21 protein-coding genes and 1 other RNA gene are annotated in these 23498 nt (G+C 41.7%); 7 read left to right on the forward strand and 15 right to left on the reverse strand.

What is annotated here, in order from left to right; translation table 11 throughout:
* Positions 1-8 precede the first annotated feature (8 nt).
* The 7 genes from IPJ86_12195 to ffs all read right to left on the reverse strand — a co-directional run bounded on the left by IPJ86_12195 (position 9) and on the right by ffs (position 5161).
* Positions 9-707 (reverse strand): nucleotidyltransferase family protein, encoded by a 699-nt coding sequence (locus IPJ86_12195; GenBank protein ID MBK7888011.1) that lies wholly within the window; start codon positions 705-707, stop codon positions 9-11.
* Entirely contained in the window at positions 707-1288 is a 582-nt protein-coding gene (locus IPJ86_12200; GenBank protein ID MBK7888012.1) for a D-sedoheptulose 7-phosphate isomerase, read from the reverse strand. Before IPJ86_12200 ends, IPJ86_12195 begins: the two co-directional genes overlap by 1 nt.
* 13 nt (positions 1289-1301) lie before the next feature.
* Positions 1302-2324, reverse strand: a complete 1023-nt coding sequence (locus tag IPJ86_12205) for a dehydrogenase (GenBank protein MBK7888013.1) — start codon at positions 2322-2324, stop codon at positions 1302-1304.
* A gap of 36 nt (positions 2325-2360) precedes the next feature.
* Positions 2361-3500 (reverse strand): glycosyltransferase, encoded by a 1140-nt coding sequence (locus IPJ86_12210; GenBank protein MBK7888014.1) that lies wholly within the window; start codon positions 3498-3500, stop codon positions 2361-2363.
* Entirely contained in the window at positions 3500-4468 is a 969-nt protein-coding gene (locus tag IPJ86_12215) for a glycosyltransferase family 2 protein (protein ID MBK7888015.1), read from the reverse strand. The genes IPJ86_12210 and IPJ86_12215 overlap by 1 nt, the downstream gene beginning before the upstream one ends.
* Positions 4465-5001 (reverse strand): DUF4199 domain-containing protein, encoded by a 537-nt coding sequence (locus IPJ86_12220; GenBank protein MBK7888016.1) that lies wholly within the window; start codon positions 4999-5001, stop codon positions 4465-4467. The genes IPJ86_12215 and IPJ86_12220 overlap by 4 nt, the downstream gene beginning before the upstream one ends.
* A gap of 62 nt (positions 5002-5063) precedes the next feature.
* An RNA gene (gene ffs, locus IPJ86_12225) (signal recognition particle sRNA small type) lies at positions 5064-5161 on the reverse strand.
* A 98-nt stretch (positions 5162-5259) separates the two neighbouring features.
* On the opposite strand from ffs, the gene fsa reads away from it, so the two are divergent.
* The gene (fsa, locus tag IPJ86_12230) at positions 5260-5916 is read left to right on the forward strand and encodes a fructose-6-phosphate aldolase (protein ID MBK7888017.1); all 657 of its coding nucleotides are present in this window, start codon (positions 5260-5262) and stop codon (positions 5914-5916) included.
* Positions 5917-6141: 225 nt separating this feature from the next.
* Here the strand turns inward: fsa and IPJ86_12235 are convergent, their stop codons facing one another.
* Entirely contained in the window at positions 6142-8493 is a 2352-nt protein-coding gene (locus tag IPJ86_12235; GenBank protein ID MBK7888018.1) for a hypothetical protein, read from the reverse strand.
* A gap of 116 nt (positions 8494-8609) precedes the next feature.
* Here IPJ86_12235 and IPJ86_12240 point away from each other — a divergent pair, with 116 nt between their 5' ends.
* Positions 8610-9038: a GNAT family N-acetyltransferase gene (locus IPJ86_12240; GenBank protein ID MBK7888019.1), complete on the forward strand. Its 429-nt coding sequence runs from the start codon at positions 8610-8612 to the stop codon at positions 9036-9038.
* 44 nt (positions 9039-9082) lie between these two features.
* Here IPJ86_12240 and IPJ86_12245 read toward each other — a convergent pair whose 3' ends face one another.
* From IPJ86_12245 to IPJ86_12265, 5 genes are all read right to left on the reverse strand, one after another.
* Complete coding sequence (locus IPJ86_12245; GenBank protein MBK7888020.1) at positions 9083-12004, reverse strand: M36 family metallopeptidase; 2922 nt, start codon at positions 12002-12004, stop codon at positions 9083-9085.
* A gap of 102 nt (positions 12005-12106) precedes the next feature.
* The gene (gene miaA, locus IPJ86_12250) at positions 12107-13015 is read right to left on the reverse strand and encodes a tRNA (adenosine(37)-N6)-dimethylallyltransferase MiaA (GenBank protein ID MBK7888021.1); all 909 of its coding nucleotides are present in this window, start codon (positions 13013-13015) and stop codon (positions 12107-12109) included.
* Between the two features lie 85 nt (positions 13016-13100).
* Positions 13101-13763 carry a hypothetical protein gene (locus IPJ86_12255; GenBank protein MBK7888022.1) on the reverse strand — a complete coding sequence of 221 codons (663 nt, stop codon included), beginning with the start codon at positions 13761-13763 and terminating at the stop codon, positions 13101-13103.
* Between the two features lie 68 nt (positions 13764-13831).
* A complete protein-coding gene (locus IPJ86_12260) occupies positions 13832-15271 on the reverse strand; it encodes an HD domain-containing protein (GenBank protein MBK7888023.1) in 1440 nt (479 codons plus the stop codon).
* Positions 15272-15386: 115 nt separating this feature from the next.
* Positions 15387-16316: a hypothetical protein gene (locus IPJ86_12265; GenBank protein MBK7888024.1), complete on the reverse strand. Its 930-nt coding sequence runs from the start codon at positions 16314-16316 to the stop codon at positions 15387-15389.
* A gap of 436 nt (positions 16317-16752) precedes the next feature.
* Here IPJ86_12265 and IPJ86_12270 point away from each other — a divergent pair, with 436 nt between their 5' ends.
* The 5 genes from IPJ86_12270 (at position 16753) to IPJ86_12290 (ending at position 21103) form a co-directional block, all read left to right on the forward strand.
* Positions 16753-17127 carry a hypothetical protein gene (locus IPJ86_12270; protein MBK7888025.1) on the forward strand — a complete coding sequence of 125 codons (375 nt, stop codon included), beginning with the start codon at positions 16753-16755 and terminating at the stop codon, positions 17125-17127.
* A gap of 261 nt (positions 17128-17388) precedes the next feature.
* Positions 17389-17823: a DUF2267 domain-containing protein gene (locus IPJ86_12275; GenBank protein ID MBK7888026.1), complete on the forward strand. Its 435-nt coding sequence runs from the start codon at positions 17389-17391 to the stop codon at positions 17821-17823.
* A 214-nt stretch (positions 17824-18037) separates the two neighbouring features.
* Positions 18038-19417: a DUF1800 domain-containing protein gene (locus tag IPJ86_12280; GenBank protein MBK7888027.1), complete on the forward strand. Its 1380-nt coding sequence runs from the start codon at positions 18038-18040 to the stop codon at positions 19415-19417.
* Between the two features lie 9 nt (positions 19418-19426).
* Positions 19427-20620, forward strand: coding sequence for a DUF1501 domain-containing protein (locus tag IPJ86_12285; protein MBK7888028.1), 1194 nt, complete (start codon positions 19427-19429; stop codon positions 20618-20620).
* 84 nt (positions 20621-20704) lie between these two features.
* The gene (locus IPJ86_12290; protein MBK7888029.1) at positions 20705-21103 is read left to right on the forward strand and encodes a DoxX family protein; all 399 of its coding nucleotides are present in this window, start codon (positions 20705-20707) and stop codon (positions 21101-21103) included.
* 3 nt (positions 21104-21106) lie between these two features.
* Here the strand turns inward: IPJ86_12290 and IPJ86_12295 are convergent, their stop codons facing one another.
* Positions 21107-22780 (reverse strand): S8 family serine peptidase, encoded by a 1674-nt coding sequence (locus tag IPJ86_12295; GenBank protein MBK7888030.1) that lies wholly within the window; start codon positions 22778-22780, stop codon positions 21107-21109.
* Positions 22777-23469: a hypothetical protein gene (locus tag IPJ86_12300; protein MBK7888031.1), complete on the reverse strand. Its 693-nt coding sequence runs from the start codon at positions 23467-23469 to the stop codon at positions 22777-22779. The genes IPJ86_12295 and IPJ86_12300 overlap by 4 nt, the downstream gene beginning before the upstream one ends.
* Between the last annotated feature and the right edge of the window lie 29 nt (positions 23470-23498).

The following is a 23498-nucleotide window of genomic DNA, read 5'->3' on the forward strand; positions in this document are numbered from 1 at the left end:
TTACCGGCTCATTTATTTTTAAAATCAATTTGTGCCCTTGCAAAATCTTCCGGAATTCCAATGTCAATGAAGTAGCCTTCCGTGGTGAATCCGTAGAGGGGAAGTTGATGTACATTTTCTTCGAGGTACTCTTTTTCCATGCTGAATTTTTCAGGGAATGCATGCGAGAGGAAACGGGTGCGGTTTAGTAGATAAACGCCTGCATTGATGAGTCCTTCCGCTCTGTATTCTTTTTCCAGGAAAGCCGTGATGCGCCCGGTGTTGTCTGTTTCCACACAACCGTAGCGGTCAAAGTTTTTCATGGACTTCAATACCAATGTAGCCTCGGCTTTTTTATGCTGATGGAAATCCAGGAGTTGGTTATAATCGACCTCGAGATAGGAATCTCCATTCAGCACCAGCACATCTTCTGTATCAGCCATCTCCATTGCTTTTCGAATAGCACCTCCCGTACCGAGTGGTTCTTCTTCAATGGAAAAAAGGAAGGAACTGTTTGGAAATGTATCCTGAACCCAGTTGGCAATAATTTCATGTTTATAACCGGTGGCGAAAATTATCCGCTGAATATTCTGTTCGCTGAGTCGTTTGATGAGGTAATATAAAAAGGGTTGTTCATTCACCGGAGCCATCACCTTGGGCACTTCGTTGACTACACTGCGCAAACGGGTGCCGAGTCCTCCGGCAAGAATAATGCACTCGCTGATCATTACTTTTTTTCGAAAAGTTCTTCTTCGATCAACTGGCAGATGATATGTCCGATGAGGATATGTGATTCCTGAATTCGTGGAGTATCCTTGCTGGGGACCATGAGCATCAGGTCGCAGGTGCCTTGCATCTTTCCTCCGCCGGCTCCTGTCATCCCGATCGTATGCATCCCCAGTTTGCGTGCTTCTTCCAGAGCGAGAATGACATTTTTTGAATTACCGGAAGTGGAAATGCCCACCAGGACATCGCCTTTTCTCCCGCATCCTTTAATCATCCGGCTATAGACCACATCGAAGGAATAATCATTGGCGACAGCAGTCATGTACGAACTGTTTACATGCAAGGCTTCTGCATAAAGCGGGTCGCGATCGGTATAGAATCTACCCGAAAGTTCAGCGGCAATATGTTGTGCATCGGCAGCGGATCCGCCATTGCCACAGAAGAGAATTTTATTTCCGGTTTTTAGTGCCGTAACAATCATCGTCACCGACTTTTGTATATCGTCAATTAACTGCTGATCTTTTGCTACCAATTCCTTGGTGTCAATGGATGCCCGTATGAGCGCTTTGATATCACTTGCCATTTTATATTTATTTTTAAATGGTCCAGGTCGTTAAGCCATCCTGAACGAAAGAGTATTTTTTAAACGAACCTCCGAATTTTCCGAGCGCATCCATCACCGCGTAACGCGTATTTCCCGGACAATAAAAAATCATAAATCCACCACCGCCGGCACCGGATATTTTTCCGCCTGTTGCACCTGCTCCCTTCGCAGCGGTATAAATTTCATCCATCAACGTGTTGCTGATACCACTGGCCATGTTCTTCTTGTTTCGAAATCCATAGTCAAGTATTTCACCGATCGCATCAACATTTCCTCTCAACAACGCTTCCTTCATCTGGACCGCCTGTTCTTTGAGGTTATGCATCGCCTCAATCGATTTTTCATTCTTGTTGGTCACATTCCTGCTTTGTTCCTCGATGATGGTAGAGGAAAAACGACTGGTTGCAGTATAGTAGAGCAGTAGGTTATGCTCAAGTTCATTGAGGTAATGTTGTTTAATTCTTAACGGATTCACAATCACTTTCTGATCGCCATAAAATTCCATGAAGTTCACCCCTCCGAAAGTAGCGGCGTACTGATCTTGTTTTCCTCCGGCTTGTTTTAAATCTTCCCTTTCAATTTCATAGGCAAGATGGGCAAGGTCGTAATCGCCCAGGGGTAGTTTTAGCCACTCCATAAATGCACCGAGTGCAGCAACGACTAACGTAGAGGAGGTACCGAGACCGGATCCTGGAGGAACATCTACGTACGTCGTCATGCGGAAGGAAAGGGGCTTCTTCGTGAAATCTTTGACGACCCTGTTATAAATTCCTTTTAAGAGGTCGAGTTTCCCATCAATTTCCAGTGATAGTGCCGAGGCTTCGGTTACTATTTCTCCTTTATCGAGTGCATGGAATTCTATGCGACCGTTGTCGAGCGGCTCAATGCTCGCGGACGCGAATAATGAAATGGTGGTATTGAGAATAGCTCCACCGTATAGATCGGAGTAGGGGCTAACATCTGTTCCGCCACCGGCCAGACCAATTCTCAGCGGGGCTTTACTTCGAATAATCATAGTGCAAAGATAGCTTTTGTTGGGAGAAGACGCACGTTAAACCGCCTCTGCGAGTTCAATGATTCCGTTAGTGATTCTTGACCAACTGTATTGTTTTTTCTCATCAGCGACGCCCTCACGCAGAATTTCAGCCTTCTTGTCATCTGAATAAAAATCAAGAATAGCTCTCGAAATAGCTTCCGGCTCCGTGGGAACCACATAACCTGCTTTTCCATTCGGTACAATCTCCGGCAAGCCTCCCACGGCTGTAACCACCATCGGCTTTTCAAAATGATAGGCAATTTGAGAGATGCCGCTTTGCGTAGCCGTTTTATAGGGCTGAACGACGAGATCCGCGGCGCCGAAATAGTATTTTACATCGTTGTCAGGAATAAAATCAGTAGCGATGATGAGTTGTTTTTCAATGCCGAGGCTGGCAATCAGGTCGAGGTAAGGCTTGGAATCTTCGTAATATTCGCCGGCAATAATTAACTGAATGCCACTTTCTTTCATGCCGGGTTCCGCCATTGCCTTGAGCAATAAATCCAGGCCTTTGTAATCACGAATGAAGCCGAAAAATAAAATATACTTTCCCGAAGCATCAATTTTTAAATGCTGACAGGCTTCCTTCTTACTTACTTTCTCTCCGAAATTATCGTAGATAGGATGCGGTATCAAACGGCGGTTTTCACTTTTTGTGAATAGCATTAAATCAGTCATCACTTTCTTCGACATCGCGATAAATCCATGACAACATTTCAAAAAATAGGAGGTGAACAGTTTATCTCCCGGTCTGCTTTCATGAGGCACTACATTGTCGAGGATGGTAATCACCTTCGTATGCTTATTTCCGGCTGCAATTCTCGCAATCGTTCCAAAGCAGGGACCCATAAACGGGAGCCAGAATTTTATCAGGAGAATATCCGGTTTAAGTGCCTTTAACTCACGTCCTATCTTCATCCAGTTGAAAGGAGAAATAGAATTCACTGCCACCTTTATTTTTAAATCAGCAGGAGCGGGATCAGAAGAATATTGGGTTGTGCCGGGAAAAAGAAAGTTGGGGTATTGAAGAGAAAACGTGTAGATGATCACCTCATGGCCTTCGCTCATAAACTCTCTCGCCAGTCGTTCATTGTAAGCAGATAAACCGCCTCTCAATGGGTAGGCAGATCCGAGAATCACCACCTTTTTTGCCATTAACGGATTTCCTTTTCGATGAGGTAATGATTGCGCTCGGTGCTGTTCCTGCCCACGAGTTCGCTGATGAAGCCCGCGAGGAATAATTGAGTTCCTAAAATCATACAGGTTAAGGCGATGTAAAAGGAGGGACGATTGGTGATCAGTCGTGCATATTCATTATTATAAACCGCCCAAAGTTTACTGGCTCCCAGATAGGCGGCGAGGAAAAAACCGGCCACGAACATCAATGTTCCGAGTGTTCCGAAAAGATGCATCGGACGTTTGCCGAAGCGCGACACGAATGTGATAGAGAGGAGATCCAGAAAGCCATTGATGAATCGCTCTAATCCGAACTTAGTACTCCCGTATTTCCGGGCGCGGTGTTCCACAGATTTTTCGGTGATCTTTGAAAAGCCGGCCCACTTCGCGATCACCGGGATATAACGGTGCATCTCTCCGTAAACTTCAATACTCTTCACTACATCCACCTTATAGGATTTTAATCCGCAGTTGAAATCATGCAGGTTATTTATCCCCGACATCTTCCGAGTCGCCCAGTTAAAAAACTTACTCGGAATCGTCTTGCTGATGGGGTCGTATCGTTTTTGCTTCCAACCGGAGACCAGATCATAACCTTCGTCCACAATCATCTTATAGAGAGAAGGAATTTCGTCCGGACTATCCTGCATATCCGCATCCATGGTAATCACCACTCTGCCTGTACACATTTCAAAGCCTTTCTGCAAGGCAGCAGATTTCCCGTAATTCCTTCTGAACTTGATGGCTTTATAATGTGAATTAGTACTGCAAATAGATTCAATCACCTGCCAGGATTTATCCTTGCTGCCATCATCCACAAAAATTACTTCATAGTCGAAGGAGTTGGCCAACATTACCCGATCAATCCAAGCGCTCAATTCAGGCAGGGATTCCTCTTCGTTAAAGAGCGGAATAACAACGGAAATATCAAGATGTTCTGCGCTCATTCTTCATCACGGAAAACAGGTTCTCTTCTTAAAAAGGCGGCAGTAATGAATGCCGATAATAATCCTCCAAACATCTTATTGAAAATATCTGATGTCGTTACTTCATTCATACTCATATTGTTGATATTCTCAATGGATTGCTCAAAGGCACTTTCTCCGATCATGGACTTCATCATGCCCTCTGTTAACTCCAAAGCCTCCAGACTTTCCTGTTTAAAAGTATCGAGAACAGAATTATCAATCATCGTTACATAGAGCCAGGATAGGGCACCAAACAGAAGAGCTCCGGCGGAAGCGGTCAGGAACCCGATACGGAATGCCTGCCAATAGGAGACAAATCCGTTGTTTTCATGATCACGGTAATGTCTGGTAGCCAGTACCATAAAGAGTATGGGTATCCACGCACCGGCCCAGGATGCAGGACCTAAAGGGTTTTTACCGAGAGAGATAAGGATGAAAAAAACAATGAAACTACCGAGGCCGCTGAGGGCGCCATAGTTCAATGATGTTTTCAATAGGGGTGGGGATTCCATTGTTGCAAAAATAATTCAAAATGTATTCGGAAAAAACTGATTTTCAGTAAGCATGAAAAAAAAATGGGTAAGCTACTTACATCGCACCGCTCAACCTCTTATCCTTGCTACCTTCCGGTCCTGGGGAGGTTCGAAGGAGCTGGTCGTATAAGACTTACCCGGGACAAAAATAGTAAAATCATTGAACAAAACGTGTTGTTAACAAATGAAATTTGCGTAGTTAAGAATGTTAGTTTTGCGCATTAATCCACAAAAAACATGAAATTCTTTATCGATACTGCAAATCTGGATCAAATACGTGAAGCTTATGATCTGGGTGTTCTGGATGGTGTAACGACCAATCCTTCCCTGATGGCCAAAGAAGGCATTAAAGGGAAGAATAATATTTTAAAACACTATGTTGATATCTGCGAGATTGCCAAGGGCGGTGATGTGAGCGCGGAAGTGATCGCGACCGATTATGAAGGTATCGTAAAAGAAGGCGAAGAACTTGCAGAATTGCATCCTCAGATTGTGGTGAAAGTGCCGATGATTAAAGATGGCATTAAGGCGATCCGTTATTTTTCCCAGAGTGGAGTCAAGACAAATTGCACACTCGTTTTTTCTGCCGGACAAGCATTGTTAGCTGCTAAAGCCGGTGCTACTTATGTTTCTCCTTTTATCGGAAGATTGGATGATATTTCAGTTGATGGTCTGGAACTCATCGAACAGATCGTACATATTTATGGAACCTACGGTTACGAGACTCAGGTGCTGGCGGCTTCTATCCGTCATACCTTACATATCATTAAATGTGCTGAACTCGGTGCGGATGTAGCAACTTGTCCCTTGCAACCTATCCTGGATCTCTTAAAACATCCCTTAACAGATTCCGGACTCGCGAAGTTTTTATCAGATGCTTCCAAGACAAAATAGGAGTTAAAAAATCACCAAATCCGGAATTACATTCGAGTAGTTCCGGATTTTCCTTTCAGCCCTTATATCCCTTTTTATATCCTTTAATATATCCCTTATTATATCCCTTTTATACCCCTTTTTATATCCTTTAATATATCCCTTATTATATCCCTTTTATATCCCTTATTATATCCCTTTTATATCCCTTATTATATCCCTTTTATATCCCTTATTATATCCCTTTCACCCCCCTTTTTTATATCCCTTTTTATATCCCTTTTTATATCCCTTTTTAAAACGATTCAGTTTTTTATCTCCGCCCGTATATTGTTTCACCAGATCCTTCCAGCGTGATCCGGGATTGAGAGGTTTATCTTTTTGACCGACTTTTTGTCCGAGCTTGTATAATGATCCGGAAAGAAAACGCGCATCGTAATTCCGGTCGAGTAAGAGTTTATACATGGCTAAGGAATTGTCCAGTTCGCCTTTTTCACGGTACCAGTCACCCGAGTAATTGATAAGCCCCAAACTTCCTTTCTCTCTGATAAACCGGTACACATCGGGATCATGATTAAAACCATACCGCTGCACATTCATCTCCTGAAAATAAGTAGATGCATTTATGAAATTATCAATGGCGTTTTGGTAACTTCCATTGTCCTGATCTTTTCTTACTTGCTGCATCAATTCAAGGTAAGTGACGGCATTCCTGATTTGAAGTAATGCACTTTCGAGACTATCCTTTGAAATCGCACATTCGTTGTTGGCAGTAATGATTGAAATTCCGGATGCATAAGCAGAATTGGCTTCTAAGTATTTTCCATCTATCTCAAAAAACTGACCTTTGTTGTAGCAGGAATCGGCATATTGCTGAACATTGATGCATTCCTGGGTGAAAATGCTTTTTCGTAAAGAGGCAGTATGTTTAACAATATCAGGATCAGTTTGAAGTCCGTATTTCAATTGAAGTTCGTTGGATCTTTTGTAGCAAGAACGGGCTGCTTTGAGATCATTGTTCTTCACATGGCCTTCTCCTTCATAGAGTAATTCGATACTACGTGGACGGGCAGCCAGCAAAATGTGTTTTCGTACATCTTTCCCTTCGGTGAGCTCCTGAGTGACAAACAGGCTATCCGCAATTTGATAGGAGGATAAAGCGGCATCGTACATTTTTTGATCGGTGAAGCGATGCGCTTTTATAAGGAGAAGGTCATATCGTTTCTGTCGGATTCCTTTTAACACGGCTTGTGCTTCCGAGGCATCTTTCAGATACGTTCTGTTTTCCATTTGAAATTGGATGGCATCGCCTGCGGAACGTTCAGCGCGGTTCAGATCATTCAGGATGACAAAGTCCCGGGCTTCGTCAAGATATTCATCGTAGATTCCTTTTTTGGCAGCGGAAAAACTTTCGGTCAGCTCTTCAGAACATCTTACCTGAGTATATTTATTACAAATCCTTTTGGCAGATTCTAAATCATCCAATGCTTTTCTGAAATCTTTTTTTGTGGTATGTTGACGTCCTCTTTCCAGATAAGTGAGATATACATCTTCCAGTAAGGAAAAGGTCATGCCTCTGGTTTCAGGATCGGTGGGCAGGCTATATAGAATATCATCTGCCTTACAAACCGTTTCATGCAAATCACCGGTTTTAAAATCTATAATGGCCAACTGAAGCAAGGAAGGGGAGAAGAGCGGATTTACTTCGAGAGACCAGAGAAAAAATTCGCGTGCACGTGGTAAATTATTTCTTTTCAACTGATAAACACCCCTGTCGTAAAAATTCATATGCAACGTACTCCAGACCAGCTCCATGGCAGCCCTCTTCTGAAATAAAACTGTTTTATAAGTATTGATTTTATCCAGCATTCGCCCCGGATCATCGTTAGAAAGCGGCAGACCATTCTCAAAACGCATCGCTTCGGTATCGCTCAGGTATTTTTCAGCTAGCACTAAATTTCGCTGATTGTTCCTGAAATTATCTACCTGCTCCGGTTGAACCGTTTGCAGTAAAGCAAAACCCTGATCGAGTACTCCAATCTGAGCAAAATAGTTGTTGATGATTTTAATCTTATTTTCAAAAGCATTGGAATTGCCAAACCTGAAAACATGATTCACCAGATCGTAGTTGTTAAATTCGTTCACGGAGTCGGGGTTATTGTAACTTCCGTTTTCCGGCTTTCCTTCTACAACAGAAACCGAGACAGGCACATCACGAAAAATGCCGTTTCTTTTTTTCAGACGAAGATGGTAGTCGAGTGAAGCCGGTACCAACTCATTCGACATGTCGAAGCCGCGGTATTCAATATCTCCTTTTAAACGAAGTGAACCGGAGGAAATCTTAAACACATGATTCACCTCACGTGTATTGACCAGTAACTGCTGATCGAATTCTATGGTAAAAGAAGTACTGCGAGGTGTTTTACCATTGCCTTCAGCGAGTTTATAAATAAAGACCGAGGCATTGGGAGAAGAAGGATTACCATCAGCAATCGTTATTTTTTGGGGAAATCTGTATTCCTTGATAAACTGGTTTTGAGGTAAGGCATGATGAATAAAAGCAAAAAGCAGGAGGAATGTACAGAATGTGGTTCTCATTTTATCAGATTTCGGCTGCCAAATTACAAAGGAAATCTTAGTTCCGGTACTATAGGGTGTGGCTGGACAGCTTTTTTTCTGCAAAGGATTTATATTTGTTTAAATAACATTCTAAAATGATTGTAGAGATAAATAGTGAAGCCGGGTTATTGCGTGCCACTGCCGTAATGAATGCACTTCGTCCACAGTTGAATTCAGAAAATATTGTCCCAATTCTCTTGAAAATGATGCAAAATGGATATCATTTGATCGGTTTTGAAGCTGAAGGAGTGATTGCTGCGGCATTGGGTTATCGTTTTACCGAACATCTGCATTGGGGCAAGGCTATTTATATTGATGACCTTTCCACAATAGAAGAATATCGGAAAAAAGGATATGCAGGTAAACTATTGGATCATGTAAAGGCAGTGGCAATGGCACATCAGTGTAATCAGATCCATCTCGACTCCGGTTTAGGAGCCAACCGCTATGATGCGCATCGTTTCTATTTAAATTACGGATTCAATATTACCAGTCACCATTTCGCATTGGCCATAAACAAATAAACCCCGGAATTACCCGGGGCCTATCTGATTATATTGACTTATTCTTAGTGTGCGACGGAGAATTTAATATTCTTTGTTCCTTTTTCACCCATTAAACTTAAATGGTAGAATCCATTCGCTAATTGATGAACGGGAAGCTGTAAACTTGAATTTCCAGCGTTTAGTTTTATGTATTCCGAATGAACCACTTTTCCTACTGCATCTGTAATATTCAATTGATACGCGGCTGCATTTTTAAGAACACAGTTTACTTGCAGAAGGTCCTGAGCAGGATTGGGCCAAACCTGGAGTAAAGTGAAGTCATTATTTTCTGCAATAGAAGTAGTACTTGGGCCATCGTACAATGAAAATTCATCCATTAATGCCTCAATTAAACTTCCTGCATTCGCATCTTCAGCTATAAATCTTACTGTAAAAGTGGAACTGGTAGGCAGGTAATCCGTAACTCTGAAAACAAAACGGCGCCAGCTATGATCAGCTACAGTGGTGTATTCTACGGGGATGTAGTTCGTGCCATCATTCGAAATATAAACCTGCCAGAAATCTGTGCCCGGAGTAGCACCCTGATCATTTGTATACCAACGGTAGTATTCAAAAGTGGGGTTCGTGTAGGAGGATAAATCATAGGTGGGAGAGGTCAGTGTTGTTGCACCGCCATCGACGTCATAGTCTCCGGCTCCGGTAGTTCCGGCAACACCACCTGTTACATAACAAACAAAGCCGCCCGGCGTCACCTGATAGTTAGGCTGCACCACTCCTGCGCCCACTAGTGTTTGCTCCGGACCATTTTGTTCCCACATTCCTGTTGTTGCTCCATCCGTAGCTAATCCTTCCACCCATTGACCACTGGTAATATCAAAATCATCAGTAAAAATGAGGTTGAATCCAACCATGGTAAAGTAAGGGATGTTCGGATTGGCGGTTACGTTAGCACCTACCGGTTGTACATTCGACAATATTCCGTTGATATCTTCAATACCAATATAGTAAGAGATCAATGTCCCGGCAGGCTGAGCAGGAATAGTTCCGGAATAGCTATTTCCACCGGTATTGGCTAATGTAAATGGATTCCATGATCCGTTATTTATTTTATAAGCTCCTTTTACTCCTGCTAAAGCCCATGCAAATTGCAGGTTGGTGAGAGATGCATTCAAGGTAACATCAATCCCCGGTGTCGAAGTAACCACCGGAGTATGGTTTAAGGTAGCGTTCGATAACAAGGTGATTCCATGCTGTGCGAAACCTTGAGTGATAGCCGTTATATTAGGCGTACCATTGTTCAGGTTTCCATCCGTATCGTCAGCTTGTAAGGCGTCAATAAGGATATCGGTGTACACTTGTCCTTCCGCACCATTTGGTCCATTGGCAAGTCCGTAATGCGATTCAGTAAAGAGGTCGGTCATGAGTGGAGTAGAACCTAAAAGCAAAGCTGTCGACCACCAGGCGCCGGCAATAATTTCACCGTCAGCATGTACTTCGCCAATTATATTTTGTGGATAAACTTTACGGGAAACATTATTATTGAAGTCGTAATTTCTGACATTGCTGGTAGGATCCGTATCACTAAATCCTATTCCAAGAACCGGATTATTGGTGATAGAAATGGCCCATACATCCGAATAGCCTTCACCCATTCCGCCATTACTGAAGCTGAGACCATTTGCATCCCAAAACTTATCCGTTATGCCGTGTCCGTATTCATGGTAAATAACATCTGCCACCATGCTGAGCGCGTAGCAACCACCCGCTGTGGTGTAGAAATTAATTGAAGTTCCATTATAAAAAGCGTTGCATGTTCCATCGGTTCTGTCCACCCGTACATCCAATGGATAATCAAGGGCGGTAAAAGAAGCAAGTTTGGAATTCATAAAATCATGGACGACATTGGTATGGTAATATGCAGATAAATGCCGAACGGTTGAACTATTGTCAAAGCTAATGGTGTTGGGGCCGGGATTAACAGTTGAAGTAAAGCTCTGAACGGCTGTGCTGGTGGCTCCGGTATACACAGTAGCCCATGGACCTGCCAATGTGAAAGTAGCGTTGAATGGACTTGTATTGGGCAAATTCAGTAGTCCATTTACATCGGTATTGTAATCGGTTCCGCCTACAGTTATTTTTAGGTAAGGAAGATTTACGATAGCAGTAGCATTGTAGGGATGAGTAGGATAAACTGTTCCGGTCATGGTAATGTCGGAATTAGCAAAACTGACAATCTTATCCGTTCTGTACAATACTTCACCTGTCATCGCATCTACCAGCGTATAATAATCGTCAGGCGTTTGTCCGTCAGCTGATGTTCTGATGTTGACTTCATATACCAGGTGGTATTTATTCCCTCTGTATCCGGGTACAGGCAGGATTTTCAGATCAGGTTGAGCGAAAGTACCGGTGATAGCAGATACTATTCCTTTGGAAGCTTCCGTAATGGCTTGCGCAGAAGTGATGGTAGGAGTGGTAGAGATGTTAATATCATCGTAGACATCCAGACCAAACATCACCACTTTCATATCGTGCGTCATTTTCACGGTAGCACGGCTCCATAAAACTTCAAGTCCGTTGTGTTTTTGAATGTAGTTGGTATGGATATATTTCTTGGAGACAGGAGCTGAAATAAATTCCAGACTAACACTTGCAGGCAGATAGTTTGGTAAATAGGTGTTAAGGAAATAAAGACCGGCAGCTGCAGGGGAAGAGGTCAACTGCATATCAATTGGAGTTCCAAAAGCCCTATGTGGACGGGCATTGGTTTCATTGAACTGCACCCACCAATCTCCGTTTTGTTGGATAAATTGTTTCCAGGAGGGTTGCTCTCGTAAGGATTGCTGATATTTATAATCAGGAAGTCTACGGCTGTCATTCATAAACCGTTGTTGCAGAGGGTCAAAGTCATGGTGAATATCACCGTGTGACCAGACGAGCTGCGAAGAACAAAGGATAGCAAGGAGTGTAATAATTCGTTTCATGTTTGTGTAGGATGTATCTACAAACTTAAGAAAATCAATTCTTAGTTCCATTAAGAAATTAAAATAGAGGCTTTGGGACTGTATTATCTTAGAAAAGTGCAATTATTTCAGGTTCACCCGGTATTTCAATAAGGCGAGGGTTTCCGCAGGGTCCACAAAGCTATAATTCCCCTGATTCCGGAACCAGGTCAGCTGCCTTTTCGCATAATTCCGGCTATGCTGTTTTATCTTTTCCACAGCCTCCGGCAATGTGAATTTACCCTCCAGATATTCAAAAAGCTCTGTATAACCGACCGTTTTTAAAGCATTATGTTCTTTAAAAGGGAGCAAACTTTCCACCTCTTGCAATAGCCCTTCGTTCATCATGAGGTCAACACGTAAATTGATGCGTTCATAGAGCAACTCACGTGGCCAATCAATAACTATTTTGAGCTCGGTAAAATAGGGGTCTTTCACTTTCTCTATACGAAAACTGGAATAAGGTTTACCCGTACTCAAAATCACTTCCGCTGCTCTGATGAGTCGGGCGCGATTATTTTTGTCGACCTGATCGTAAAAAACCGGATCAGATTCAGCAACGATCTTTTGAATCGGAGCCAACCCTTCCTGATCATAGAGTTGGTTCAATTGAATTCGAATGGCTGCATCTAACTCCGGCATTTCATCAAACCCTTCTGTCAATGCTTTTATATAAAGACCTGTTCCTCCAACTGCCACCACCACTTTATTTTTCTTAAATAAGGCTGTAAGTAATGTGGAAGATTGTTCAGCAAATTGTCCGGCACTGAAGTGTTCGGTGATACTATGTGAATTAATAAAATGATGGGGAACACTTGACAATTCTTCGGGTGATGGTTTGGCAGTTCCAATGGTCAACTCCCGATAACATTGCCTTGAATCTGCTGAGATAATTTCGGTAGCATAAAACTCCGCAATATCTATCGCCAGCTTCGTTTTTCCTGAGGCTGTGGGACCCGCTATAACAATCAAAATGGGTCTATCGCCTGTCATCGTGCAGTATTTAGAGAAACCTGATCACTGTAATATAAAAAACAAAATTAGTGCGCTAAAAGCGCTAAGTAACAAAAAATGAAATCTAATATTCTTCCTTACTTTCATCTTCAGCATCATTGAAGCTTGTTTCACCATCACCATCTTCCGCTTCCACTTCTTCGCCTTCTTCACTCATTCCTTCTATTTCATCCAACTCCACTCCCTCTTCCGCTTCTTCCATCAGGTTATCGGTTTCTTCAACTATATCCTCGGCATCATCGTCTAAAGGTGAAATTAATTTTTCAAACTCTTCGGATTCTATTGCAGATAGTTTAATATTCGGTACCACTACATATTGCTTCGGAGCTTCGCCAATGGACTTTACACATAGCGGAAAATGGATGGTCTCGTCTCCTTTAGGAATAATTTTTATCAATTCGATACGAAAGGTCCAGTTGGAATCGCGGTCACTAACGTAGTAAATTTTTTGATGCGGGTCAGCAATAAAATCACATAACCGTGCTTCCTCCATTAATAAAGCTTTGTTACCATCCTTATCCTTTCTTTCATCCAGAGAAATCTCCTGACCTTTTAGCCAATGATCATTACTCATATAGAAAGAGGCCGGCTTTGAGTTGTCAAAACCTATGGAAGACTGTATGGTATGGTGCAGGTCGCTGAAATATTGAGTGCTTTTAATTTCAATATCCCTCGTGATTTCATCATAATCTTCGAAGGCGACACGGAATCGGTATACAACTGGCATGATCAGGTTATCTTGATGCAAATATAAAAGGCTTCATTTAACTGACAAGAAGAAAAGTGAAATTAAGCTTATTTTTTTCTAACAGGGGTAAGTCCCAATTCATTTGCTTTTTCGAGCATTAATTTGTAAGCATCATCAAAATTATTTGGGATATCTCCATCTAGAATCGCATCTCTGATGGTGTTTTTGATGATGCCAATTTCTCTCCCCGGTTTCAGGCCAAACTCTTCCATGATTTGCTCTCCGGTTATAGGAGGTTGCCAGTTTCTAACCTTGTCTTTCTCTTCTACTTCGATCAGCTTCTGCTGGACCAATTCAAAATTTGCCTTGTATTTCTTTTGCTTATATTCATTTTTTGTGGTGACATCTGCATGGCAAAGTTTCATTAAATCTTCGATGTCATCACCGGCTTCAAAAAGCAATCGGCGCACTGCTGAATCAGTGACTTCAGTTTTTGCCAGCACAATGGGACGCAGATGAAGTAACACAAGTTTTTGCACATACTTCATTTTCTCATTCAATGGAAGCTTTAGTTGTCGGAAAATTTGAGGAACCATTCTGGCCCCTTTGTCTTCGTGTCCATGGAAGGTCCAGCCATGCTGTGGTTCAAATCTTTTTGTGGCAGGTTTGGCAATATCATGCAGCAAAGCCGCCCAACGCAGCCAAAGATCATCAGAAGTACGGGCGAGATTGTCCAGGACTTCCAGCGTATGAAAGAAATTATCCTTGTGACTTTTGCCCTGCACCGTTTCTACGCCCTCCAATGCAGAAAGCTGAGGAAAAATGATGGGCAGAAGACCTGAGCTTCTCAGTAAAAGGAACCCTTTTGAAGGAACTTTGGAAAGTAAAATTTTATTAATTTCATCAATGATTCTTTCCCCACTGATGATGCTAATGCGTTGGCGTTGGGTGAAGATGGCTTGAAAAGATACCTGATCAATTTGAAAGTCGAGTTGTGTGGCAAAGCGGATCGCCCTGAGCATTCGAAGAGGATCGTCGGAATAAGTGATTTCAGGATTTAATGGTGTTCGAATTAATTTCCTGGTGAGGTCGCCCAAACCATCAAAGGGATCCAGCAAATGGCCTGTGTCATTCTCATTTAAACTGATGGCAAGTGCATTGATAGTAAAATCGCGACGGTTTTGATCATCCTCCAGGGTGCCGTTTTCAACTACCGGTTTGCGCGAATGGTGAGCATATGACTCCTTCCTTGCCCCAACAAATTCAATATCAAGATCTTTGTGCTTAATGAGGGCTGTGCCATAGTTTTTAAAAACCGTAACCTGACCTTTGGAATAACCCAGCGCCTCAGCGACCAATTCTGCTGCGTGAATTCCATCGCCCAAAATTGTAATGTCAATGTCTTTACAAGGTCGTCCCAGTATAAGATCACGTACATACCCTCCAATGAGATATCCCCGGATTTGATTTTTTTTGAAAACAGCAATGATCGTCTTGAATATAGGATCTTGCTTTAGTAACTCATTAAATGCTGCAGCGCTTGACATCGATGCGCAAATTTAATCAATCTAACTGCATAAAAAGTATTGGATTGGGAAGTGAATCCGCCTTGAGGCTATAGAATGCAGGTTCCCGGAAAATAAGCGGACGCAAAGAAAACTTCTAGTTTACGGAAGTATTTGCTTCAATTTCATTTTTTAATATAAGTGAAGCCATTTTTCGTTGACCGCTTTCATTCAGGTGAATAAAATCCCTGTAATCACCGGCTTCAAAATTACTATCCAATTCTTTAATTAGTTGAATATTGTTTTTCTCTGCAAATGAAATTATTTCCTTTCCCTGTTCATTGTATTCGCCGGCTTCCAGTTCTGAATATTCCGCATGAAGGTAAATGGTGAGCGCGATCTGATGGGATTGCGTGTAATTCAGAAAGGATTCAAATCCCGGGTTGAATTTACTGTCATTTTGCTTTTTATCTATTCCCAGGCTACCAACATCGTTCCCCTCATGCTCATTGGTAAATCCCAGCCGGGGAAGAAGGTATCGGTCCATTAATTCCATCAAGGCAAAAGGATATTGTTGGTCAGGGAAACTTTCACTTACACCCACAATTTTTTGGAAGTCCATATTGTCATAAGCATCGTGTGAACTGACGAATAAATAAATATGTCTTGCATTGAAATCTCCATGCTGCTTCATGTATTCGTAACAGTTATCAGGACCCCAGCTTCCTGCAGCAATATTTAAAAACTGTACTCTTCTGTTCCTGATTTTGCTGAGCGTATCGGTGAGAATAGTAGTGGCAAGACTTTCCTGATCGGTTAAAACACCACCGTTGATAATGGAGTCCCCAAACCCTAAAATTTTAACTGCACCGGTATCCACTTCTTCACTACGCATCGATAAAGAGTTGTAAAATATATGATTTCTGAACCTGAATCGCTGTTGATTGGCCTGGGGAATATATTCGTAATGCGCATCTTCTCTCATCAGGACGGTATCACAAAATCCAAAATAGTATCTCAGGAATACTTCTGTCCCGATGGCCATAACCAACAATACAATAAGTGTAATTTTAACTTTACCTTTCATTCTAACCGCTAATGAAGTTGTGACTTAAAACTGATGATTCGTTTAACTTTTACTATCACTACAAGGGTTAAAATGTCCAACCCTTCACAAATATGATAATTTCCAAACACTTCTACTTTGAATTTGCCGAAGAGGTTATCCTTTGTAAAGTGATTTAGCCTTTCCCTGTTAGGTTTGTAAGAAGTTGTTATATAAATATTTATGACTTGTTTATGTGATTTTGCATTCCTTCTGCTGTCTTCAAATGGCTATTATTCCACAATAAATTATTTGAACTCAACCATTTCTATTTAACTTTATACACGTTCGAGGTCTAAACGGGAGGAGAAGTTATCAAAATCATTTCAGATGATTCTTGTCATTCCTCTTGCTTAATTAAGTCATACCCCTTGAACACTAAACGCAGGAACTTAGCAATGTAAAACCCCAAAATATTATGGAAAAGAAATATGTTTACGATTTACACGCTGAACACCGTGAGTGGTTGAATAAAATCGCATTTTATAAGGATGAGATTAAAATTATGCGTCATCGTCTGGAACAGGTTACAGAAAAGAATACCAGCAAGGAAGTTCTTGCTCTGGTAGAACATTTTCAAAATCAACTAATCGTACAGGATGAACAAAATGATATTTTGAGGCATAATGTAAAGGAATATGAAAATGTAATTGAAGACCATCTAAAGAAGAATGAAGTTGCCGCTGATCGCCTGAAATGGGATGACCATACGAATATGAGAGATCAGGTCGATACTTACGAGAAGATTTTCAATGACCTCAGAAAAGAGTTGATTGGCTTCCTTGCAAAATAGATATAAAATAATATCGCTTGAATAGGGGGATAAGCGCGGATAAGTTTCCGTTTATCCCCTTTATTAAACGTTTCAGATTCATTTATTCCGATTGAAAGACAGGTTTTCGATGAGGTTACTGCTTCAGGACCACATCGTTTTTCTTTGAATATTTTTTTAATTTTTGTGAAAGCTGCTTTTTTGAAAGCAGAATTTTTCTATTTTTAGAACTTCAAAATTCTACCGGACAGCATTACTAAAATAATTCTTTAATATATGGGACTGAGATTTGATGATTACGCGACTAAAGGCAAAGCTTTCGTAGCGGAAGTGGCCAGGGAATTGAAAACTGACGATACTGATAGAGCGGGAAGAATGCTGCGGTGTGTGCTCAGAGCGCTGCGAAACCGTTTAACCGTTGAGGAATCCTTTCAGTTTCTTTCACAGCTTCCAATGGCCATCAAAGCTGTCTATGTTGATGGATGGAAAGTGAGAATGAATCCTTCAAAAATTAAGCATATTGAAGATTTCAGAACGGAGGTGATGAAGGAAGATGACTTTGCAGCATTAAAAGATTTCGTTTATGAAGGTGCCGTGGATGATGCCATCAAAGCCGTGTTCAAAGTATTGTCAAGACATGTCACACCTGCTGAAATTCAACATGTACTAAGTTCCTTACCGGCTGAGATCAGATATGAGTTGGAAGGAGAAGGGTGATTGGTGAACACCGGTTAATTGTCTATTGTGAAGTTGATTTTATGAATATTGTATCACATTTGTTATAAATTTCCGTATTTCATATTTCTTTTAAATTGCGATTTTCTTGGAAGAATTATATAAAATGAGATTTTTTACTTCGTAATGTTGTAGCAGAGAAATATTAATTATTTTACTGCGTTAAACTACCTGAAGTATAAAGTATCAAAATCGCATGGTTCCCAAAAGTATTTTACATTTATTTTCCAGAGCAGGTTTTGGAATGCCATTAACGGGTCTTCATCAAAATAGATCTTTAAATCAATCTTATGAATGGTTGTGGCAGGATGCTGTTGATTTCACTCCTCTGCAGGTTATCGGTAAGGATGAAAAGTACACTACCCCTGATTTCATGAATCCAAAAGTAGGGGAGGTGTTGTCACGGCAACAATTGATAAAAGACCTGAATTTTGCCTGGTTGAACAGAATGGTCTCGGGCAAGGCGGTGTTAAGAGAGAAAATGACCTTGTTTTGGGCGAATCACTTTGCCTGTCGTTCGGGGAATCCGTTATTCGCTCAGCAACTGAATAATATAATCAGGAAACATGCACTGGGTAATTTCAAAACGCTATTGCTGGAAGTTTCAAAATCTCCGGCAATGTTACAGTTTTTAAATAATCAACAGAATAGAAAAGCGCATCCCAATGAAAATTTCGCTCGTGAAGTCATGGAGTTGTTTACATTGGGACATGGAAATTATACAGAAAAAGATGTCACTGAAGCAGCCAGAGCATTCACAGGTTGGACATTTAACCGGGAGGGGATGTTTGAGTTCAGGGAGAGAATCCATGATGATTCCACCAAGGAGTTTTTAGGTAAGAGCGGAACATTTACAGGCGACGACATTATTGAGATTTTATTGAAACAAAAGCAAACAGCATTATTTATTACCGGTAAATTTTGGAAGGCTTTTGTAAGTGAAAAATTGGATGCGAATAGAATTAATCTTCTGGCAGAAAAATTTTATCAATCCGGATTTGAGATAGAGGTGCTGCTGCGGGAAGTGTTCCTCTCAGAATGGTTTTATAGCACAACCTATTATGGAGCACTTATTAAATCTCCAATCGAATTGATGGTACCGCTCATACGCGATTTTAAAGTGGAATTTGCCAATCCAAATGTGGCCATCGGATTTCAGAAATTATTAGGCCAGGTGTTGTTCAATCCGCCGAATGTTGCGGGTTGGCCCGGAGGAAGAAACTGGATCGATAGTTCTTCTTTGTCCTTTCGCATGCGGATGGGACGTATCCTGTTGAATGATGAAATTCCGGATCAGTTGCCAAAACAGGAAGGAGATAATAATAATGCATTTGATGTTCAGTTGATCAGACCCAAACAAAAGAATGAAGCAAATCTCATGCATTGCATTACGCATTTTAAAGAAGTGAAGGACGATCAGCTTTTTGATGCGCTCGCTCAATGGATGATGGCAGTCCCGGTTTCTCCTGCATTACGGTCCCTGTTTCGACCCGTTTCATCAATTAATGACCGAAGTGTATATATAAAAGAAGTGTTGATGTATCTGACCACATTACCTGAATATCAGGTCGGCTAAATGATGTATATAAACAGAAGAAAATTTTTAACGCAGAGTGCCCTCGCCTCCGCGGCGACATTAATCCCCGGATTTTTGAAGGGGTTTCCCGGTTTAAATTTATCATCTTCCTCCGAAGAGAAAGTGCTGATCGTGATACAACTCTCCGGTGGAAATGATGGATTGAATACGGTGATTCCATTCCGCGATGACCTGTATTATAGTTTGCGACCCGGCATATCCTTACCTGAGAAGGACATTATTAAAATAGCGGATAGTTCCGGATTTAATCCGGTGTTAAAAGATATGGAGCGGCTTTTTAAAGAGGGTGAAATGTGCATCTTAAATAATGTAGGCTATCCGAATCCCGACCGATCTCATTTCAGAGCCATGGATATTTGGCAGACCGGGAGCGAGAGCAATGAATATCTCAAAACCGGTTGGATCGGTCGATATCTGGATGCAAAATGTGACGGATGCGCTTTACCGCATACTGCTGTCGAAGTAGATGATTCATTAAGTCTGGCGTTAAAAGGCAATACTGTTAACGGATTCGCGGTTTCTCATCCGGAAAAAATGAATAAGGCATTGTCGGGAACACTCATCGGACAATTAGCCGATGTGGATCACCACCATCTGGAACAGGAACAGGTTTCCTATTTGTATAAAGTGCTTTCTGAGGCGAAGCAATCCGTGAACTATCTCTACAATAAATCAAGAATTTATAAAGCCAAGACTACTTTCCCGGATACGGCATTCGGAAAAGACCTGAAATTGATTTCAGAGTTGATCAGCAGTGGTGGGGAAACTAAGGTGTACTATGTCTCGCTTAGTGGATTCGATACACATAACAATCAAAAGAATCAGCAGGAGCGCTTATTGAAGATCTATAGTGAAGGAATGGGGGCTTTGGCCGCAGAGTTAAAAGTTTCGGGCAAATGGAACAATACCCTGATCATGACCTTTTCGGAGTTCGGGCGAAGAGTGGAACAAAATGCCAGCGGAGGAACAGATCATGGAAAAGCCAATTGCGTTTTCCTGAATGGCGGGGCATTGAATAAACCGGGTATGTATAACGAGATGTCCTCTTTGTCAATGCTGGATCAAGGCGATTTACAGTATACGATCGACTTTAGAAATATCTATGCAACCCTCCTTGAAAAATGGCTGAAAGCCGATGCGTCAACCATTCTGAATAAGCGTTTTGACCTGTTGAAAATTTAAGTGGATGGAAAGTAGAATTTCCTCGTTAAATTCTGCCGTTCAATTATTGATATTTTATATATCTTAGCCTTTCAATATTAAATTATGATACTTCAAGATATTAACTGGGCCGGATTTTTTTGTTCAGCGTTTCTGGCGATTGTGTTTCTCCAATCGGGAATTGATAAGATGATTAATTACAAAACCGAATCAGGATGGATAAGGCAGAAATTTGTTAAAAATGCTTTATATAGCTATGTGGGATTTTTGTTCATCTCCCTCACCGTTTTTGAACTCATCAGTGGTGCATTGTCCTTTATTGGTGCCATTCATGTGTTGATAAGCGATAATCCATACATCGCCCGTTGGGGAGCCTGGTTTTCTACACTCACCATGATCATGTTGATTTTCGGTCTACGGGTTACAAAGGATTATTCCGGTGCGGCTACTCTGGTTCCTTATTTTATCGCGGGAATAATCGGCTTATATGCTCTGGCTGCTTAAAAACTAAAGTCGGATTAACTTGATTGAATTTACTGAAAACTCATCATTGATTTCAATGATGTAGCAGCCATTGGAAAGCTCCGGAGTCAATTGTAGCTGATTGTATGCTCCGTTAATCACATTGAAATTATTTTCATAAGTCAAACGGCCGGTTAGATCGAATATTTTCATCGTTGCCTTTGTTGCTCCCCCAGACGCATAATACAAAAGGGTAAGAGGAGTATTTCCCTGCCAGGGATTCGGGAATGCATGAAGAATAATATTCGAAGGAATTGAATATTCTTCCAGATCTAGAAAACTATTGGCCAGTGAGAAGTTAGGAATGCCATAGCCTAATAAAGTATCCGGGTTAGAGAATTGGCTCGCACTTCTTTTTACGACCCGAATGATGTCCATATTACCCTTTTGAGGCCAGGCCTGCCAAAGACATGCAACAGCACCTGCCATCACCGGTGAGGAAAAGGACGTGCCATTTCCCTGCACAGCCTGATTGCTACTGTAAGGGGAATACAACCAGGTTCCTTGCCCCACAGCAGCAACATCCGGCTTCACTCTGCCATCAGCAGTTGGACCATTGCTACTGAAGTTGGCATAATTCCCGGATTGATCCACAGCTCCTATAGAAAGAATAGAATCTGCATCAGCAGGCGCACTGATATAATTCCAGGAAGAAGCTCCTTCATTGCCTGCACTGTTTAATACCACCATTCCTTTTTTAGCCGCTATATCTGCAGCTATAGTGGAAGGATTCAGGTCACCGTTCATGTCCGCGTAAAAATGGTTTTGTGTGGAATCATCAAAGCGGGTATATCCCAATGAACTATTAATAATATCCGCACCGGCGCTATCCGCAAATTCTGCTGCTACTGACCAGTTGTATTCTTCAATGATATATTCTGAATTGGCATCTTCTGAACGTAGTAAAATAAAATCCGCATCGGGTGCAGTACCAATCAATGTGTCGGGAACATAGGCGGCAATGCAGGAGAGCACCGCAGCACCATGATAATGGTCGTCATATACATCCGTTTCATTATCTACAAAATCCCATGTGTATTTGATCTGATTGTTTGTGAATAGGTGATTAAAGCAAGTCATTAAAGGGGCATCCAGAAATCCCGCATCCAGCACTGCAATCAACACGCCTGTCCCCGTGTATCCGGCATTGTGCAGTTGTGTCAATCCTAACATGTTTACCTGATCATAACCAAAGCCATAACTCAGCGAACTTGTTGAGGTGGTTTGTGACGATCGCATGGTACTCTTCGTCATCAGCTGTTCTTTGCCAAATTTCGGGTCATTATCTGAAGGAGCAGCAATTCGTCCAACGGTGGTAGTTGAAACAACATATGGCAATTGGTTGATAGCAGCCAGTACAGAAGGGTTGGCCGTTTGAATAATGACCGCATTGAACCATTTACTCGTATTCAATATTTGTGCACCGGTATTCATCACGCCTTGCACGTAGGATGGATTCACGGGCAGATCACTACTGTCAATGGAAATACTTTGCAAATTCCTGCGGTCGATGGCACGTTGAGAAAGAAACTGTGAAGGATTGGAAATAGAGTAAGGTGAATTATTCTTATCTGAAAACAGAATCACATAGCGATCCTGTGCTTTTGTAATTTGTGTCAGAAGCGAGATCAGACTAAGAATAATCAATTTGAATTTCATAGGGTATAGGAGGTTAACTTTTCAGTATAGATGAATCCGGAAACAGTGTCGCCGGAAATGAAATTGAACTCAACGAATGAATTCAACCGGTAGTACATTCCAATATTCGCTGCGTATTTCTCAAGGTCATTTCGGTCATTGAGTAAATTTCCGGGTTCATCATCCTGATTAACGGTAGATGTTTGAGTGAATTGAAGCGAATAGGATGACCCACCAACATTGCAGGTCGTGTATTCAAATGTTTTTTCGCCGAGTGCATTATAGGCATTTCCATTCCAGTTGACACCGGTAGAGCAGGGGAAGGTGAGTTTCAGAATACGGATATTGTCTTCCACATTTTCAGCCGTGGTGTTGGTGCGTACCGCCGACCAAACCTTATAAATTATCCAATTCCCGCTTAGGTCCTTTCGGAAACGCTCTATGCGCTGAGCTGTTCTTCCCTGGTTGTCGATGAAATCTCCGGCTATAGTTTCCTTTAATTCATAACTGACCGTGTCATGCACTCCCGTAAATGGATCCCAATATACTGAGTCCACCTGATAATAACGTGTCATTCCCGAATCAACAGGAAAATATTCCCAGCCGGAAATGACTACCGGGGAATTCTGACCTCCATCATCGTCCTTGCTACAGGAGTTCAATAATAGTGCAAGGGAAATCAGAGCGGTGTACTTGAGTACGGATGTCATGAGCGTAAGTTTAGAACTTTTTTACGATT

It is taken from the genome of Bacteroidota bacterium (genome assembly GCA_016713925.1).
GTDB lineage: Bacteria > Bacteroidota > Bacteroidia > AKYH767-A > OLB10 > JAJTFW01.